This is a genomic window from Agrobacterium sp. ES01 (assembly GCF_050320885.1).
Classification (GTDB): domain Bacteria; phylum Pseudomonadota; class Alphaproteobacteria; order Rhizobiales; family Rhizobiaceae; genus Allorhizobium.
In genome coordinates, this window is sequence record NZ_JBNQTH010000001.1 from 251,799 (window position 1) to 268,844 (window position 17,046).

At 59.7% G+C, this 17,046-nt stretch carries 20 protein-coding genes; 18 read left to right on the forward strand and 2 right to left on the reverse strand.

Features of this window, described 5'->3' with window-relative positions; all coding sequences use genetic code 11:
- Positions 1–15 precede the first annotated feature (15 nt).
- Entirely contained in the window at positions 16–873 is an 858-nt protein-coding gene (locus ACQQ2Q_RS01290; RefSeq protein WP_428185209.1) for an AraC family transcriptional regulator, read from the reverse strand.
- A 92-nt stretch (positions 874–965) separates the two neighbouring features.
- Here ACQQ2Q_RS01290 and alr point away from each other — a divergent pair, with 92 nt between their 5' ends.
- From alr to ACQQ2Q_RS01335, 9 genes are all read left to right on the forward strand, one after another.
- A complete protein-coding gene (gene alr, locus ACQQ2Q_RS01295) occupies positions 966–2,135 on the forward strand; it encodes an alanine racemase (RefSeq protein ID WP_428185210.1) in 1,170 nt (389 codons plus the stop codon).
- A 96-nt stretch (positions 2,136–2,231) separates the two neighbouring features.
- A complete protein-coding gene (radA, locus tag ACQQ2Q_RS01300) occupies positions 2,232–3,635 on the forward strand; it encodes a DNA repair protein RadA (protein WP_428185211.1) in 1,404 nt (467 codons plus the stop codon).
- A 115-nt stretch (positions 3,636–3,750) separates the two neighbouring features.
- Positions 3,751–4,332 (forward strand): CvpA family protein, encoded by a 582-nt coding sequence (locus tag ACQQ2Q_RS01305; protein WP_428185212.1) that lies wholly within the window; start codon positions 3,751–3,753, stop codon positions 4,330–4,332.
- 130 nt (positions 4,333–4,462) lie between these two features.
- Entirely contained in the window at positions 4,463–5,956 is a 1,494-nt protein-coding gene (purF, locus tag ACQQ2Q_RS01310; protein WP_428185213.1) for an amidophosphoribosyltransferase, read from the forward strand.
- Positions 5,957–5,973: 17 nt separating this feature from the next.
- Positions 5,974–6,714, forward strand: a complete 741-nt coding sequence (locus ACQQ2Q_RS01315) for an SDR family NAD(P)-dependent oxidoreductase (protein WP_428185214.1) — start codon at positions 5,974–5,976, stop codon at positions 6,712–6,714.
- Between the two features lie 132 nt (positions 6,715–6,846).
- Complete coding sequence (locus ACQQ2Q_RS01320) at positions 6,847–7,059, forward strand: hypothetical protein (protein ID WP_428185215.1); 213 nt, start codon at positions 6,847–6,849, stop codon at positions 7,057–7,059.
- A gap of 183 nt (positions 7,060–7,242) precedes the next feature.
- The gene (locus ACQQ2Q_RS01325) at positions 7,243–7,491 is read left to right on the forward strand and encodes a hypothetical protein (RefSeq protein ID WP_428185216.1); all 249 of its coding nucleotides are present in this window, start codon (positions 7,243–7,245) and stop codon (positions 7,489–7,491) included.
- Between the two features lie 139 nt (positions 7,492–7,630).
- Positions 7,631–8,191 (forward strand): TetR/AcrR family transcriptional regulator, encoded by a 561-nt coding sequence (locus ACQQ2Q_RS01330; RefSeq protein ID WP_428185217.1) that lies wholly within the window; start codon positions 7,631–7,633, stop codon positions 8,189–8,191.
- Positions 8,188–8,532 (forward strand): DMT family transporter, encoded by a 345-nt coding sequence (locus tag ACQQ2Q_RS01335; protein ID WP_428185218.1) that lies wholly within the window; start codon positions 8,188–8,190, stop codon positions 8,530–8,532. Before ACQQ2Q_RS01330 ends, ACQQ2Q_RS01335 begins: the two co-directional genes overlap by 4 nt.
- Before the next feature lie 42 nt (positions 8,533–8,574).
- Here the strand turns inward: ACQQ2Q_RS01335 and ACQQ2Q_RS01340 are convergent, their stop codons facing one another.
- Positions 8,575–9,792, reverse strand: a complete 1,218-nt coding sequence (locus ACQQ2Q_RS01340) for a diguanylate cyclase (RefSeq protein ID WP_428185219.1) — start codon at positions 9,790–9,792, stop codon at positions 8,575–8,577.
- A gap of 293 nt (positions 9,793–10,085) precedes the next feature.
- Between ACQQ2Q_RS01340 and cysS the strand changes: the two genes are divergently transcribed.
- From cysS to ACQQ2Q_RS01385, 9 genes are all read left to right on the forward strand, one after another.
- Positions 10,086–11,507, forward strand: a complete 1,422-nt coding sequence (cysS, locus tag ACQQ2Q_RS01345) for a cysteine--tRNA ligase (RefSeq protein WP_428185220.1) — start codon at positions 10,086–10,088, stop codon at positions 11,505–11,507.
- 67 nt (positions 11,508–11,574) lie between these two features.
- The gene (locus ACQQ2Q_RS01350) at positions 11,575–11,820 is read left to right on the forward strand and encodes an antitoxin (RefSeq protein WP_428185221.1); all 246 of its coding nucleotides are present in this window, start codon (positions 11,575–11,577) and stop codon (positions 11,818–11,820) included.
- Entirely contained in the window at positions 11,817–12,233 is a 417-nt protein-coding gene (locus ACQQ2Q_RS01355; RefSeq protein WP_428185222.1) for a type II toxin-antitoxin system VapC family toxin, read from the forward strand. Before ACQQ2Q_RS01350 ends, ACQQ2Q_RS01355 begins: the two co-directional genes overlap by 4 nt.
- Complete coding sequence (locus ACQQ2Q_RS01360; RefSeq protein WP_428185223.1) at positions 12,230–12,709, forward strand: GFA family protein; 480 nt, start codon at positions 12,230–12,232, stop codon at positions 12,707–12,709. The genes ACQQ2Q_RS01355 and ACQQ2Q_RS01360 overlap by 4 nt, the downstream gene beginning before the upstream one ends.
- Entirely contained in the window at positions 12,685–13,221 is a 537-nt protein-coding gene (locus tag ACQQ2Q_RS01365) for a GFA family protein (RefSeq protein WP_428185224.1), read from the forward strand. Before ACQQ2Q_RS01360 ends, ACQQ2Q_RS01365 begins: the two co-directional genes overlap by 25 nt.
- Complete coding sequence (locus tag ACQQ2Q_RS01370) at positions 13,218–13,691, forward strand: GFA family protein (protein WP_428185225.1); 474 nt, start codon at positions 13,218–13,220, stop codon at positions 13,689–13,691. The genes ACQQ2Q_RS01365 and ACQQ2Q_RS01370 overlap by 4 nt, the downstream gene beginning before the upstream one ends.
- Positions 13,688–14,647: a prolyl aminopeptidase gene (pip, locus tag ACQQ2Q_RS01375; protein WP_428185226.1), complete on the forward strand. Its 960-nt coding sequence runs from the start codon at positions 13,688–13,690 to the stop codon at positions 14,645–14,647. The genes ACQQ2Q_RS01370 and pip overlap by 4 nt, the downstream gene beginning before the upstream one ends.
- A gap of 257 nt (positions 14,648–14,904) precedes the next feature.
- A complete protein-coding gene (cimA, locus tag ACQQ2Q_RS01380; protein ID WP_428185227.1) occupies positions 14,905–16,521 on the forward strand; it encodes a citramalate synthase in 1,617 nt (538 codons plus the stop codon).
- Positions 16,522–16,524: 3 nt separating this feature from the next.
- Positions 16,525–16,908 carry a VOC family protein gene (locus tag ACQQ2Q_RS01385; RefSeq protein WP_428185228.1) on the forward strand — a complete coding sequence of 128 codons (384 nt, stop codon included), beginning with the start codon at positions 16,525–16,527 and terminating at the stop codon, positions 16,906–16,908.
- The last annotated feature ends 138 nt before the right edge of the window (positions 16,909–17,046 follow it).

The window sequence follows — 17,046 nt, forward strand, 5'->3', positions numbered from 1 at the left end:
TCTTGAAGGAAAGTGTCAGGCGTTGCGAAACTGGCCCGGGGTGATGCCGGTACGCGCCTTGAAGTGGCGGGTGAAATGGGCCTGATCGGCAAAGCCGCAATCGAAGGCGACATCGGCAATCGCCTTTCCAAGCATCAGCATGGCGCGCGCCTGGCGCACCCGGACATCGGTCAGAAAGGCGTGCGGCGTAATGTGATATTCGCGCCGAAATGCACGGATGAGATGCGCGCGAGACAGGCCGGCAATGCGGGCCAGTTCGGTCAATCCGATGTCGGTTGCATAATTGTCGCTCAGATAGTCGCGGGCGCGGCGCACCGCCGTGCGCTCCTTTGTATCGACAGGTGCTGTAATTCGGCTGCCATGTCGAGCAAAGATTGCCGCCAGAACGCGGAACATGCTCTCCTCGCCCTCCAGGGCACCGGCCTTTTGCTCCAGTGCTCTGTGGGCATGGGCAAAGGCGGCGGCGAGTTCGGGATCCTTGGGCAGGCCTCTTTGAAATGCCGGACTGCCGTGAACTGCCCTTCCGCCCACATCCTCCAGAATATCGCGATAGAGGTCGTGGCCCGGATAGATCATTCGATAGCGATAGCCATCTGCACCCGGCGCACCGTCGTGCACAACTTCGGGATTGATGAGGTAGAGATTGCCGGGGCCGGTTTCTTCCCGTGCCCCATTGATACTGGCAATCTGGCTGCCGTTTTCGATGGCCCCGATGGAGAATGTCTCATGGGCATGGGGCGGATAGGCGTGGGTCTGGAAAGTCGCACTCAGGCACTCCATGCCGCCAAAGCGGGTGTCACGCCAGAAGCTGGCATGCTCTCCACCTATGAGCGGCATTTCCGTTGCGGCATCCTGTTGCGAGACATTGTGCATGGCAAAATATTAGCGCATGGCAGCCTTTCGGTCTTGAATAAAAGTGCTAGGTTCGGCCGAACCCAAGGCTCCTCCCCTATTCGTGAATCTCGATGTCCCAATCCCCCATGAATTTCGACCCCGACGAACACTTCCACTCAGCGCCTTTGCGCCTGACGATTGACCTGCCGGCCATTGCCGATAATTGGCGGGACATGGCAAAGCGCTCTGGCAAGGCCCGCGCCGCCGCCGTGGTAAAGGCCGATGCCTATGGACTGGGCATCGAAGATGTCGGGCGCACGCTCTATCACGCCGGCGCGCGCGACTTCTTCGTGGCAGTTCCCGCCGAAGGCGAAACGCTTCGCCCCTATGCGCCGGAGGCGCGCATCTTCGTGCTGTCCGGTGTCTGGCCGGGCATGGAACAAACCTTCTTCGACAATGATCTGGTGCCTGTTCTGGCATCGGAGGAGCAGCTTGCCTTCTGGATGTCCGCCGTCTCCAACCATGGCGATCACCCTTGCGCGCTGCATGTGGATACCGGCTTCAACCGGCTTGGGCTGCCCATGGAGGCCGCCATGGAACTGTCGAGCGACGTCTCCCGCCCGGCGAGCTTTTCGCCAGTTCTGGTCATGAGCCACCTGGCGTGCGGCGATGACCCTCAACACCCGATGAACCAGCAGCAACTGCAATCATTCCGCTCCGTTCGTGCGGCATTCGACGGTATCGAGGCGAGTGTGGCCGCCTCTGCCGGCACTTTTCATGGCCCAGACTATCACTTCGACCTGACCCGTCCGGGCATCGCCCTTTATGGCGGTGAGGCCGTGTCGGGAGTGAAAAACCCGATGCGACCCGTGGCCACGGCGGAGGCGCGCATTTTGCAGATACGCTCTGCAAAGGCGGGGGAAACGGTGAGCTATGGCGCAAGCTACAGGCTTTCGCGTGACAGCCGACTTGCCACTGTCAGCGTCGGCTATGCCGACGGTTACCTGCGTTCCCTCTCCGGCCACGGCATCCCGTTGCGCGACAGTGTCAGCGAAGGGGCTTTCGGCTTTATCGCCGGCTACCGGGTTCCGGTGATCGGACGCATTACCATGGACATCACCATTTTCGATATGACCGATGTTCCGGAGCAGGCATTCAAGATCGGCGACTATGTCGAACTGTTCGGCCAAAACATGCTGCTCGACGATGTCGCCCGCGCCGGCGGTACCATCGGCTATGAAATGCTGACAGGCATGGGCCTGCGATATGAGCGCCGATATGTCGAACAAGAGGACATTTGATCGCTTTCCCACGATGGCTTGATAGCGAACGGAAAGCGGTCTAGAAGAGGCTTGTTCCGCATTTGTTCTTATCACACCACCGGAAGCGTAGACTGCATGGCCAAACCGAGAACCCAATTCATTTGCCAGAACTGTGGCACCGTACATTCCCGCTGGGCTGGGAAGTGTGATGGCTGTGGCGAGTGGAACACGATTGTCGAAGAAGACCCGATGGGTGGCATCGGCAGTGGACCCGGCAAGACGCCGAAAAAGGGCAAACCGGTTACTCTGACCGCCCTGTCCGGCGAGATCGAAGAGGCGCCGCGCATCGCGACCGGCATGGCGGAACTGGATCGGGCAACCGGCGGCGGGTTTGTCCGGGGCTCGGCCGTGCTGATCGGCGGCGATCCCGGCATCGGCAAATCCACGCTCTTGATGCAGGCAGCCGCCGCATTGTCGCGCAAGGGCCAGCGCGTCGTTTATGTATCCGGCGAAGAAGCCGTTGCGCAGGTGCGCCTGAGAGCGCAGCGTCTTCACGCGGCCGATACCGATGTGCTGCTGGCAGCCGAGACCAATGTCGAGGACATCCTCGCCACCATTTCAGAAGGCAAGCGACCGGATCTGGTGATCATCGATTCGATCCAGACACTCTGGAGCGACACGGCAGACAGTGCGCCGGGCACTGTCACGCAGGTGCGCACCGGGGTGCAAGCCATGATCCGTTTTGCCAAGCAGACCGGCGCCACGATGGTTCTGGTTGGTCATGTGACGAAGGAAGGCCAGATTGCCGGTCCGCGCGTGGTCGAGCACATGGTTGATGCCGTGCTCTATTTCGAGGGCGACCGAGGCCATCACTACCGCATCCTGCGGACCGTCAAGAACCGCTTCGGGCCGACCGACGAGATCGGCGTGTTCGAAATGTCCGACCGGGGCCTGCGCGAGGTCGCAAACCCGTCCGAACTGTTTCTGGGCGAACGCAATGAAAAATCCCCCGGTGCCGCCGTATTTGCCGGTATGGAAGGGACGCGGCCTGTGCTGGTGGAAGTGCAGGCACTGGTTGCGCCGACCTCGCTTGGAACGCCACGCCGCGCCATCGTCGGCTGGGATTCATCACGGCTGGCAATGATCCTCGCGGTGCTTGAAGCCCATTGCGGCGTGCGGCTTGGACAGCACGATGTGTACCTCAATATTGCCGGTGGATACCGCATCAGCGAGCCAGCCGCCGACATGGCTGTGGCCTCAGCCCTTGTTTCATCGCTTGCCGGGCTTGCCCTTCCCGCAGATTGCGTCTATTTCGGCGAAGTCAGCCTGTCGGGCGCCGTCCGACCTGTTGCGCATACTGCCCAGCGCCTCAAGGAAGCCGAAAAGCTCGGTTTTTCCTCAGCGGTCCTGCCGGCGGCGTCTCCGGACCTTCCAAAGGGTGCGGGCAAACGCCTCAGCGAGATCGAAAGCCTGCCGGATCTGGTCGCGCGTATTGCGGGAGCCAGTTTGCGCAACAAAGGAGAAAACGACGGGGATTGAAGATTTTGCCTGTGGCGTTTTGCACGTCGGGCCGAAATAAGAGAGAATGGCTCCACCGGTGACGGTGGCAGCGGCAAACGGGGGCCGCAAGCCGGGTCTTGTGGAGTTGGATTTTATGCCCATCACGATTTTCGACGGTATTGTCATCGGCGTCGTTCTGTTTTCTGCCGTACTCGCCATGGTGCGCGGATTTTCGCGCGAAGTTCTTTCGATTGCCAGCTGGGCCGGCGCAGTGGCTGCCGCCTATTATCTGCATCCGTTCATTCTGCCCTATATCAAGAACTACACATCGGACGACCGGATCGCGCTTGCGGCCGCTGCCGGCATCGTGTTCCTGATCGCGCTGATCGTGATTTCGTTCATCACATCGCGCATCGCAGACTTCATTATCGACAGCCGCATCGGCGCACTGGACCGCACGCTGGGCTTTCTGTTCGGTGCGGCGCGCGGCATTCTGCTACTGGTGGTCGCCGTTGCCTTCTGGAACTGGCTGATCGACGTTCGCCAGCGTCCTGACTGGGTCAATGAAGCGAAATCGAAGCCATTCCTGGATGCGCTGGTGCTGAAACTGGAAGCCGTGCTTCCGGAAGACATCGAGCCTAAGCTCAGGGCACGCATTCTCGGCAAGGAAGATGCGGAGGGCAATACGCCCGCCGAACAGGTGCCTGCCGAGGACGCACCTGCAACAAACAATTGACGCCGAGCGGTATCTGCCGCAAAAGCGCCCTCAAATGCGATCAATGGACGCCCGTTCACGGCCATGGCTGGAAAAACGTCCCCTGTGTCGCCATATGGCCAATTCGCACACGTAGCCAAGGGTTGCCGCAATGAACCACCCGCATTCCGCCCGTGAAGACAATATCCTCGATGGTGACACGCTGCATGAAGAGTGCGGCGTGTTTGGCATTTTGGGCCACCCCGATGCAGCGACGCTGACCGCACTTGGCCTGCATGCGCTTCAGCATCGCGGACAAGAAGCCGCCGGCATGGTGTCCTTCGATGGAAAGCATTTTCACACCGAAAAGCATATGGGCCTTGTGGGCGACCACTACACCGATCCGGCAACGCTTGCGAAACTGCCAGGGGCCATGACCATCGGGCACACCCGCTATTCCACGACCGGCGAAGTGGCCCTGCGCAATGTGCAGCCGCTGTTTGCCGAACTGGAAGAAGGCGGCATTGCCATTGCCCATAACGGCAACTTCACCAATGGACTGACGCTGCGCCGCCAGATCATCGCCACCGGCGCGATCTGTCAGTCGACCTCGGATACCGAGGTGGTTCTGCATCTCATCGCGCGCTCGCGCCATGCTTCCACGACCGACCGTTTCATCGATGCCATCCGGCAGATGGAAGGTGGGTATGCCATGGTTGCGCTGACGCGCACCAAGCTGATTGCAGCCCGCGACCCGATCGGCATCCGTCCACTGGTGATGGGCGATCTGGATGGTGTTCCGATCTTCGCGTCGGAAACCTGCGCGCTCGATATCATCGGTGCCAAATTCGTGCGCGATGTGCGCAATGGCGAAGTGGTCATTTGCGAGATCCAGCCCGATGGTTCGATCAGCATCGAGTCGCGCATGCCGGCGCATCCGCAGCCGGAGCGTGCCTGCCTGTTCGAATATGTCTACTTTGCCCGCCCCGATTCCGTCGTGAGCGGCCGCAATGTCTACCAGACCCGCAAGGCCATGGGCGTGAACCTTGCCAAGGAAGCGCCACTGGAGGCCGATGTTGTCGTGCCAGTTCCTGACGGCGGCACGCCGGCAGCACTCGGTTTTGCGCAGGAGAGCGGCATTCCGTTCGAATACGGCATTATCCGCAACCATTATGTGGGCCGCACCTTCATCGAGCCGACACAGCAGATCCGCGCCTTTGGCGTGAAGCTCAAGCATTCGGCCAACCGGGCGATGATCGAAGGCAAGCGCGTGGTGCTGGTCGACGATTCGATCGTGCGCGGCACGACATCCGTCAAGATCGTGCAGATGATCCGCGATGCCGGCGCCAAGGAAGTGCATATCCGCGTTGCAAGCCCGATGATTTTCTATCCCGACTTCTACGGTATCGACACGCCGGACCGGGACAAGCTGCTGGCCAACCAGTATGCAGACGAACAGGCGATGGCGAAGTATATCGGCGCCGACTCGCTGGCCTTCCTGTCCATCGACGGGCTCTACATGGCCGTTGGCGGTGAACCGCGCAACGCCGCCAATCCACAATTTACCGACCACTATTTCACCGGCGACTATCCAACACGTCTTCTCGACAAGCAGAGTGACCAGTCGGTCGGCAACAAGATATCGATGCTCGCCAGCGCGGGCTGAGCGGCAAGGAATAAAGCATGACAGTTGATCTGAAGGGGCGGATCGCGCTCGTCACCGGCGCCTCACGTGGCATCGGCTATTTCACGGCGCTGGAACTCGCCAAGGCCGGTGCGCATGTCATTGCCTGCGCGCGCACCATCGGCGGGCTGGAAGAGCTGGACGATGCCATCCAGTCTGCCGGCGGTTCTGCAACGCTTGTACCCTTCGATCTCGCCGACATGAATGCCATCGACGCCTTGGGCGGTTCGATCTTCGAACGCTGGGGCAAGCTTGACATCATGGTCGCCAATGCCGGCGTGCTGGGCGTTATCTCGCCCATCGGCCATGTCGAGGCCAAGGTGTTTGAAAAGGTGATGACCATCAATGTCACCGCAACCTGGCGTCTTATCCGCTCGCTGGAACCGCTGCTTGTCAAATCGGATCAGGGACGTGCATTGATCCTGTCGTCGGGTGCTGCGCAGTCGTGCAAGCCGTTCTGGGGGCCCTACTCGGCTTCCAAGGCCGCCGTCGAAGCGCTGGCACGCACATGGGCCGGCGAGACGAAGCGACTGCCGCTCAAGATCGTCTCGGTCGATCCCGGTGCCACACGGACCGCCATGCGCGCGCAGGCGATGCCGGGCGAAGATCCCGATACGTTGCCCCATCCGCGCGACGTTGCATCGGCACTTCTTCCGCTATGCGGTCCCGAGCTGACCGAAACCGGCAAATTGTTCGTGGTGCGCGAAGGCAAGCTCAAGGACTACCGCCTGCCGGAATAGGTAACCTACCTCGCCTTCCCCGGGCGTTGATTGCCGCCCGCCAAAATCTGGAGTAGTAGGTTTACGGAGGTTTCACCGCACAAGGCGAAACTTTCCTGCCTCAGGAACATGCAGCCCTTTCAAGGAGTGGTCATGCCACCGGACCTGACCGACGTCCAGAAAGAACAGGCAGAGGCCGTTGCAAATCTCGTCGCCGCCGCGATGGTGCGGCTCAATCGCGAGCATGGCAAGGAAGCGGTTCTGGAAGCCATGCGGTTGATCAGCTCTGCCATGACCAGCAATGAATGGCGCAAGCAAGTCGGTAACGCGCTGATTAACAATGCTCCCCCGGAAGAGGCTGGCTAGACACGCCGCGTTCACGCCTTGGCACAGGCGCGGCAGCGTCGAATTGGCTGTGCATGCTGCGCAGCAGATCGCCTTTGTCATCTGACCGTCAGCTAATTGTCAGCTTTCTCATCGTAACAATTTTGTCATATTGCGATGGAGCGTGTTCTGACAGATTCTTTCAATTCAATTACGCAGGACACCGTGCATCTTCTGTCTCATGCGGAAGAGACGCGCACTGATCCCGGCAATGGCGAACTGACCGAGATACAAAGGGAAGCTGCCGCCGCTTCAGCCAATCTGATCGTGGCGACCGTTGTGCGCCTCGAAATGGAGCATGGCGAGGCCGCGGCATTGGAGGCCTTGCGGCTGGTCCTTTCGGCCGTTCCAGCCGACCAGACCCGCCAGCTGATGATCGACACAATGATCGCGGCAGAGCGGGAGCTTCACTGAAGCCCGAAACCCTCTCCCGAGATTTGGCCGGGCAATCGCGGCATGGACCGTGACATTCAAAAGCGCGTAAAAATCCGAGAATTGTGAGCAAATAGTCGACATGCCCTTGAAACATACCTTTTAGTTGGTATGTTTAGTTATGAAAGCCATTCAGAGAAAGAAACAGCCTGAAAAGGTGCGGCGCATGCTGCTGGATGCGGCAGCGAGAATTGCCACGCATCGCGGCATTGCAGACGTGACAGTCGATGCAGTGTGCCTGGAGGCCGGCGTGACCAAGGGGGCCTTCTTCCACCACTATCCCAGCAAGGCAGTGCTGATCCGTGCCGTTTTCGACGATCTCATCGAGCGTTTCGACTTTGATCTCAACGAGCGCATGGACGCGGACGACGTCCCTTACGGACGGTTCAGCCGTGCCTATATTGCGGCCGTTCTGGCAGAGGGAAAAGCTGGAAGCGAACCGCTTTGGGCCGCACTTTACGTGTCCACGCTTGCCGATGCCGATCTTCGCCAGAGCTGGGCGCAGTGGATTGGCGGCAAGCTTTCCGACCATGGCGAGAGTGCGAACCTTACTCTCAGGATTGCCCGCGCTGCGGCAGACGGGCTCTGGCTCGATACCATTACCGGCACGGCCGCTGCGCCAGACGAGGTGCGCGCCATGACTGAACAACTGAACGCCATGACCCGAGAGCGCCTATCATGAACCCTGTCTATGTCACCTACGGCTCTCTCGCGATCGCAGTTGCTTTCGAAGTCGCCGGCACCAGCCTTTTGCAGCAGACCCAGCAGTTCACACGGCTATGGCCATCTGTGATGAGCCTTTTGTGCTATGGAGCCGCGTTCTACATGCTGTCTATTGCGTTGCGCACGCTGCCTGTCGGCATCGCCTATGCCTTGTGGAGCGGCTTCGGCATCGTTCTTGTGTCTGCCGTTGGCTGGTTTGTCTTTCGCCAGGGGCTGGATCTTGCCGCCATTATCGGGCTTGCATTGATCATTGCCGGCATTGTCGTCATCAACGTGTTCTCGTCGACGGTCTCGCACTGAATTCGAAGAGGTGAAGACTGCTGCCCTTATATTGGCGAGGCTTCAAGCGGAAGCCGACGCTATCTGACGACTGGGCATCGCACCATTATCGCCGCTGAAAACCGTGACCACAGGTGCCAGTCGAACGCAATTTCGCCCGGCATCCTTGGCAGCATAAAGACCTCGATCGGCCGCCGCCAGCAAATCGTCGAGCCATTGGTCGACATTACTGCGCCGGGCAATGCCGATGCTCGTGGTGACTTTGAGCGCTTTGCCCTGAAATGGCGTCACCATCTCTTCAACGGATTGACGTAAGGCTTCGGCGGTCGCGAGCGCATGTTCCAGGCTCTGACCGGGAATGAGGCATGCGAATTCCTCGCCGCCAATACGGGCAAAATTCCACTGCGGCGAGAGTTTGCTCTGGAGCAACCGCGCAACGGCCATCAACACCTGATCGCCGGCTGCATGGCCATGGGTGTCGTTGATGGTCTTGAAGTCATCAATATCGAGCAGCAACAGACACTCCTGGCATGCAGTATCCGACAGGAGGTCTTGCGCACGCTTCACAAACGAGCGGCGATTGCGGATGTTTGTCAGGGAATCGCGCTCCGAGGCCAGCTCGAAAATGCGGCCATCGCGTTCCTTGTACAGCACCAGCAAGCCGACAAGGCAGACAATCCCCACCAGCGTCATACAGAGGGTCAACAGGGCAAACCATCCGGCATGGCTCCCATCCGGCAGATAGCTCGGCCCAAGCAGGAATGTCAGGGGGATGATCATAAACCAGCCCAGGCCACGGGCGATGTTCACGCTTGCGACAATCATGCGGGACGGAAGAGGTTCATCGGCGGCCGCTCTTTTGATTTCCCAACCGGACAGCGTCGCATAGGTACCGAGAACCAGGGAGACTGCGATGCTGCGCAAAACTACCGATGCCTGAACAGCCGGTACAAGCGAATAGGCAAACCAGAGAATGGCACCAAGAATGGCATACAGAAAATGAGCTCTTCGCCCATGGAACAGGACGACGCCGAGCCAGAACAATCCGGCTCCCAGATTGACCAAGGTGAGACCGACGGAGGTTTCGAACCAAAGCGGCAGGCTGCCGCGCATACCATGGATGAGACTTCCGGCGGATCCCGTCAGTGCCGCCGCGATCAGGACCTTGACCACCGGGCTCGCAGGCTTTCTGATCGACGCCCTGATGAGAAGAATACCGGCCATTAGAATCGTCGCGGCAAACAACACCAGCAGGGTCGGCAGATGCAACAGATCATTCATAGCGGACAACTCGTCTCATGGGCGTTACAACACGCTAGGGCACATGGTCTTTAAAAAGCTTTACGTTACGTGAGCATTGCTCACATATGTCAAAAGACAACGGAGCGCAGGCACGCCCCTTGACCAATTCCCCGGCCCGCGCCATAACCGTGACCATGAAAACGACGATCTGCATTTGCCGGATTATTATTCGCTAGCGCATCCGCTGGCCTGGCCGTTTTCGTCTCCTGAACAAGTCCCAGATGACAAGCGACCCGGTCCAGCCGGCAAGACTGTTATTATGGGAGAAACGCATGGCCACGGGCCTGAAGCTTTACAATACACTGACGCGCGACAAGATCGACTTTGAGCCGATCGATGCTGATAACGTGCGCATGTATGTCTGCGGTCCGACCGTCTACGACTTTGCCCATATCGGCAATGCCCGCCCGGTGATCGTGTTCGATGTGCTGTTCCGGCTGCTGCGCCATCTCTACGGCGCTGACCACGTGACCTATGCCCGCAACATCACCGACGTCGACGACAAGATCAACGCGCGGGCGCTGCGCGACTTTCCCGATCTGCCGCTCAACGAGGCCATCGCCAAAGTCACGCAAAAGACGGCCGATCAGTTTCACTCCGATGTCGCCGCCCTGGGCGCATTGCCGCCCAGCATAGAGCCGCGCGCGACCGACAACATCGCGCAGATGGTCGCCATCATCCAGCAATTGCTGGACAAGGGCCATGCCTATGTGGCCGAAGGCACAGAGGGCAAGGAAGTGCTGTTTGCAACCGGATCCATGGCCGATTACGGGCAGCTTTCGAAGCGCAAGCTGGAGGACCAGCAGGCGGGTGCGCGCGTTGCGGTTGAAGCGCACAAGAAGAACCCTGCAGACTTTGTGCTGTGGAAGGAATCGGCTGCCGACCAGCCCGGCTGGGCCGGCGACTTCGTCCTCGATGGCGAGAAAATCGCTATCCATGGTCGCCCCGGCTGGCATATCGAATGCTCTGCCATGTCCGGCCGTTATCTCGGTGAGGAATTCGATATTCACGGTGGCGGGCTCGACCTGATCTTCCCGCACCACGAAAACGAGATCGCCCAGTCGCGTTGCGCCCATGGCACCCATGTCATGGCCAATGTGTGGATGCATAACGGCTTCGTACAGGTCGAAGGCCGCAAGATGTCGAAGTCGGATGGCAACTTCGTTACCATCCACGACCTTCTGGAAACGGACACCTTTGGCGGACGCAAATGGCCGGGCGAGGTCCTGCGGCTCGCCATGTTGATGACGCATTACCGCGAACCGATCGACTTTTCGGTGAAGCGGCTGGAGGAAGCTGAAAGACTGCTCGCCAAATGGCCCGCCGGAGATGGCGAAGATGCCAGCCCCGACCCATCCGTCATGGCTGCTCTGGCTGACGATCTGAACACGGTCGCGGCCATTCATGCGCTGCATGCACTGGCATCCGCTGCCAATGCCGATCCATCGAGACTGGCGCGTTTCGTCGCCAGTGCCGAACTGCTTGGCGTTGCGCCGAAGAAGTCCGATATCAGCGACGACCTGACACGTGCGGTCCAGGCCCTGGTCGATATGCGACTTGAAATGCTGAAGTCGAAGAACTTCGCCGAAGCCGACAAGCTGCGCGACGACCTCGCCGCCAAGGGTATCCAGTTGAAGGATGGCAAGGACAAGGAGACCGGCGAGCGGGTGACAAGCTGGGAGGTGAAGCGGTGAATTGTGGGAGCTGGCAGCAAGGCATATGCTGAGACATATGCCTGCGCTTGAGAGAGGTCGAAATGACATGGAAAGACAGGTTAGGATCTTCAAGAACGGTCGCAATCGCGCCGTTCGCATTCCTGTTGCATTCGATTTCCCAGGCGACGCGGTGACCATGCGCAAGGAGGGCAATAAAATTACCCTTGAGCCGGTGAATGCTGACAGACAGAGCTTTAGCGAGTGGCTGAGCGCGCAGCCGTCGCTGGACCACGATGATATGGATGTCGACTTTGACCTGCGTGAACCGCCGCCGCGAGACATCGTCCTATGACATCGCCTCGCTACATGCTGGATACCGACATCGTCTCTGACGCCATGCGCAACCCGGTTGGCGAGACTGGCAAGCGGTGGCTTGATCTGGGGGACGATGCACTGTGCGTCAGTTCGATCGTCGCCTCCGAATTGCGCGTCGGTGCCCTGAAGCGAGGCTCGGCGCGAGTGCATGCGATTGTCGAGGAATTTCTCACGCGCATTCAGATACTCCCTGACGAGGCGGAGGCGAGCCATCATTTTGCCGAGATACGCAACTTCCGTGAGAAACAGGGAAAGCCGATTGGCGCGACCGATCTCTTCGTGGCCGCCCATGCACGCTCGCTCGGCATGACCTTGGTTACAGCCAATGTCCGCGAATTTTCGGCGGTCCCTGAATTCAGGATCGAAAACTGGTTGGAGGATGCAGGATGACAGCCCATTCCGGAGGTTGCCAGTGCGGGGCGGTGCGCTATCGGGCCGAGGGCGGTATCCGCAATGCGCATCTATGCCATTGCCGCATGTGCCAGAAGGCGGCGGGCAATTATTTCATGCCGCTCGGGAATGCCGCCTGGGAGAATTTCTGGATCACGCGCGGCGAGCCTAGCTGGTTCCAGTCCTCCGACAAGGTGCGCCGGGGCTTTTGCGAAAAATGTGGAACGCCGTTGTTCTTCGACGGCAATAGCGACCACATCAATATCGTGCTGGGCTCGCTGGATGAGCCGGCGAGCGTCATGCCACGCATGCAATGCGGCACGGACGCCAAGATGCCGTGGTTCGGCGAACTGGACGGGATCGCGCATCAACCGGACTCGGAAGAAGAGCAGGCCTGGCTTCGAGACGTTGCTCGAGCCGTCCATCAACATCCTGACCATGACACGGAGACATGGCCCGAGGAGGAAACCCAGTGAGCGCTTCATCCTATTCCGGCGGCTGCCAGTGCGGCGCGGTGCGGTTCAAGGCAAGAGGCAAGTTGACCGCCTCGATCTGCCATTGTCGCATGTGCCAGAAGGCATTCGGTGCCTATTATGCGCCGCTCGTCGACGTCAAGGACGGAACGGTCGAATGGACTCGGGGTGCGCCGAAGCGCTTCCCCTCCTCCAACTTCGCCATGCGCGGCTTTTGCGCAAATTGCGGCACGCCGCTGACCTATGAAGCGCCCGACGGGATCGCGCTTGCGGCCGGTGCCTTCGACGATCCCTCGGCGCTGCCACCGGTGGTGCAGTATGGGGTGGAAGCCAAGATCGGCTTTGTCGAGCACCTGCATGACTTGCCGGAACACACCACGCTGGATGACGTCGAAAACGCGCCGTTTCTGACCGAGATCGTCACCTTCCAGCATCCTGATACCGATACCACAAGCTTCGATGTTCACCCTGCCGTCGAGCCAGATCATTGGCGTCCCAAGGAGCAAGGCGTATGACAGAAGGTGCGTTTTCCGGCGGGTGCCAATGCGGTGCCGTGCGTTTCAAGGCCACAAAGCTCGGGCGCCCGTCGATCTGCCATTGCCGCATGTGCCAGAAACAGTTCGGCAGCTTTTTCGGTGCCTTCATCTCTGCCGATCTGGCGCATCTCACCTGGACACGCGGGCAGCCGACGCTGTTTCGATCGTCCGCAAAGGTGAAGCGCGGCTTTTGCGCGAAATGTGGCACGCCCCTCACCTATCAGCATCCAGGCGGCCTTGAACTCGCGATCGGCACGCTCGATCATCCGGAAAAGTTCAAGCCCGAAGTCCAGGTCAATCGGCATCGCGGTCTGCCATGGATCGAAGAACTGTTCGAAGCTCCCGGTTTCACCAGCCCAGAATACGAGGCCTTTTTCAATTCGATTGAGAGTTATCAGCATCCTGACCACGACACCGATGCCTGGCCTACCAAGGACGACGACACATGAGTGATGAACTGCACAGCTTCTACCCCGAGATCGAACCATTCGAGACCGGCTTTCTTGAAGTTGGCGACGGTCATCGCGTCTATTTCGAACGGGTGGGCACGAAAGGCGCAAAGCCTGCCGTCTTTCTTCATGGCGGTCCGGGCGGCACCATTGGCCCCATTCATCGACGCCTCTTCGATCCGGCACTTTACGACGTCATTTTGTTTGACCAGCGCGGCTGCGGCAGGTCGACGCCGCATGCCTCGCTTGAGGCAAACACCACCTGGCACCTGGTGTCCGACATCGAAAAGCTGCGCGCGATGATCGGCGCGGACAAATGGCTGGTGTTCGGCGGCTCCTGGGGCTCCACGCTGGCGCTTGCCTATGCGGAAACCCATCCGGATCGCGTGTCCGAACTCGTGTTGCGCGGCGTCTATACGCTGACAAAGGCGGAGCTGGCCTGGTACTACCAGTTCGGCGTCTCCGAGATGTATCCGGACCGCTGGGAGCAGTTCGTCGCTCCCATTCCGGAAGGCGAACGCTCAAACATGATGGCAGCCTATCACAGGCGCCTGACCGAAGAGGACCGCGAGATCCAGCTCGAATGCGCCCGCGCCTGGAGCCAGTGGGAAGGGGCGACGATCTCGCTCCTGCCCGATCCCGACCGCACCGAAAATTTTGGCGAGGCGGAATTTGCGCTCGCCTTTGCCCGCATCGAAAACCACTTCTTCATGAATGCCGGCTGGCTTGAGGAAGGCCAGCTGATCCGCGATGCTTATAAGCTGAAGGACATTCCCGGCGTCATCGTGCATGGACGCTACGATATGCCCTGCCCGCTGCGCTATGCATGGGATCTTGCCAAGGCCTGGCCGCGCGCCGAATTCCACATTATCGAAGGTGCTGGCCATGCGTTTACGGAACCGGGCATCCTCGACCAGTTGATCCGGGCGACGGACCGATTTGCGGGGAAGCCTTGAGATGACGTGCATGCAAGATGTCCCTTCTGCCCGGCCAGCATCTCCCCCACAAGGGAGCAGACAGCTGGGCGACTGCGTCTTGCCGGGCCCGCACCCAGCCATTTTTCGCCCGCTCCAGATGATCAAAGCGCGAAGCATTCTGGGTGCCTCGACGGTCAGAGGCTCGGTCTCTCCGCGCGTGCGGGGGAGACGGCCGTCAGGCCAGAGGGTGACTTTGACAAACATACAACGACAAGACTGCCCGGGAGGCGCCATCCATGACTCGTGAAAAGATCTTTTTCTTCGATACCACCCTGCGCGACGGGCAGCAGACGCCGGGAATCGACTTTTCGCTGGAAGACAAGATCGCGATTGCGACCATGCTCGACAATTTCGGCATCGATTATGTCGAGGGTGGCTATCCGGGGGCCAACCCCACCGATACCGCTTTCTTTTCCAAGAAGCGCACGTTACGCGCCTCCTTTGTCGCCTTTGGCATGACCAAGCGCGCAGGCGTGTCGATCTCCAACGATCCGGGGCTGAACCAGATCATCCAGTCGCAATCGGATGCGATCTGTTACGTGGCCAAGAGTTGGGACTATCATGTGAAGGTCGCACTGGGCTGCACCAATGAGGAAAACCTGCAATCAATCCACGACAGCGTGAAAGCGGCCGTCGCGGCCGGCAAGGAGACGTTGGTCGATTGCGAACACTTCTTCGACGGATACAAGGCCAATCCAAATTATGCGCTGGCCTGCGCCAGGACTGCCTATGACGCCGGCGCGCGCTGGGTGGTGCTGTGCGATACCAATGGCGGCACACAACCTTCTGAAATCCGCGACACCGTTTCGGCCCTGATCGCGGCCGGCGTTCCGGGGGCGGCGCTTGGCATCCATGCCCATAACGATACCGGACAGGCCGTTGCCAATTCGCTGGCCGCCATCGAGGCCGGGGTGCGGCAGGTACAGGGTACGCTCAACGGCATCGGCGAGCGTTGTGGCAATGCCAATCTCATTACGCTTATCCCGACGCTGATGCTGAAGGATACCTATGCGGCGCGCTTTAAGACCTCGATCGACCGCGAGAAGCTGCTGGAGCTTACCAGTCTCAGCCACGCCTTTGACGAACTTCTCAACCGCTCGCCGGACCATCAGGCGCCCTATGTCGGTGCGTCAGCCTTTGCGACCAAGGCCGGCATTCATGCATCCGCGCTGCTGAAGGACCCGAAGACCTACGAACATGTGCCGCCGGAAACTATTGGCAATTTCCGCAAGGTCATGGTGTCGGACCAAGGAGGCAAGGCCAATTTCATCAACGAGCTCAAGCGCCGCAAGATCGATGTCGCCAAGGACGATCCCCGTCTCGATACGCTGATCTCGATCGTCAAGGAGCGCGAAGCGACCGGCTATGCCTATGAGGGTGCCGATGCGAGTTTCGAACTGCTGGCACGCCGCACGCTGGGCACGGTTCCCGACTTCTTTGGCATTGACGGTTTCCGGGTGATGGTGGAGCGACGCTTCGATGCCAATGGCGACCTGAAGACAGTCTCGGAAGCCGTGGTGCGGCTCGTGGTCGACGGGCAAAAGATCATGTCGGTTGCGGAAGGCGACGGCCCCGTCAACGCGCTCGATCTGGCGCTTCGAAAGGATCTGGGCAAATACCAGCATGAAATCGACGATCTGGAACTGGTGGATTTCAAGGTGCGTATCCTCAATGGCGGCACCGAGGCGATCACCCGCGTTCTGATCGAATCCGCCGATGGCGACGGCCAGCGCTGGTGGACAGTCGGCGTCTCCGAAAACATCATCGACGCGTCTTTCCAGGCCCTGATGGATTCGATCGTCTACAAGCTGATGAAGAACCGCGCGCTGGCGGGCAGAATTGCTGCGGAGTAAGCCATGCGGCTCAACCAGGTCACTGTCACCCTGCCCGATCTCGATGCCGGCTGGAATTTTTACACAGCGCTCGGCCTCCAGCCCATCGTCGATTCGCGTCCGCACTATGTGCGTTTCCTTTGCCCCGATGGCGACAGTACATTTTCGCTGCATCAGGGCGAGGCAAGTGGCGGCGGCACCACGGTCTATTTCGAATGCGATGATCTCAACGCCGAGGTCGCTCGCCTGAAGGCCATAGGCCTGAGCTTCACGACCGGCCCTCAGGATCAGTCCTGGCTGTGGCGGGAAGCTGAGATTTTCGACCCCGGCGGCAATCGCGTTTTACTCTATTTCGCCGGCGAGAATCGCATAGATCCGCCCTGGCGGGTCAAAGAACGGTCAGACTGACATAACTATGTGACCGAAGGTGAGCGGCTTAGCTGACCGGCCCTCCGGTACCTCCTTAAATGGCTGTGTCTGGTGACGGGTTGCAGGCCCGGATAGTTCAAGTAAATGAATTTGCTCATTCATGCAGGTTCCGCTACC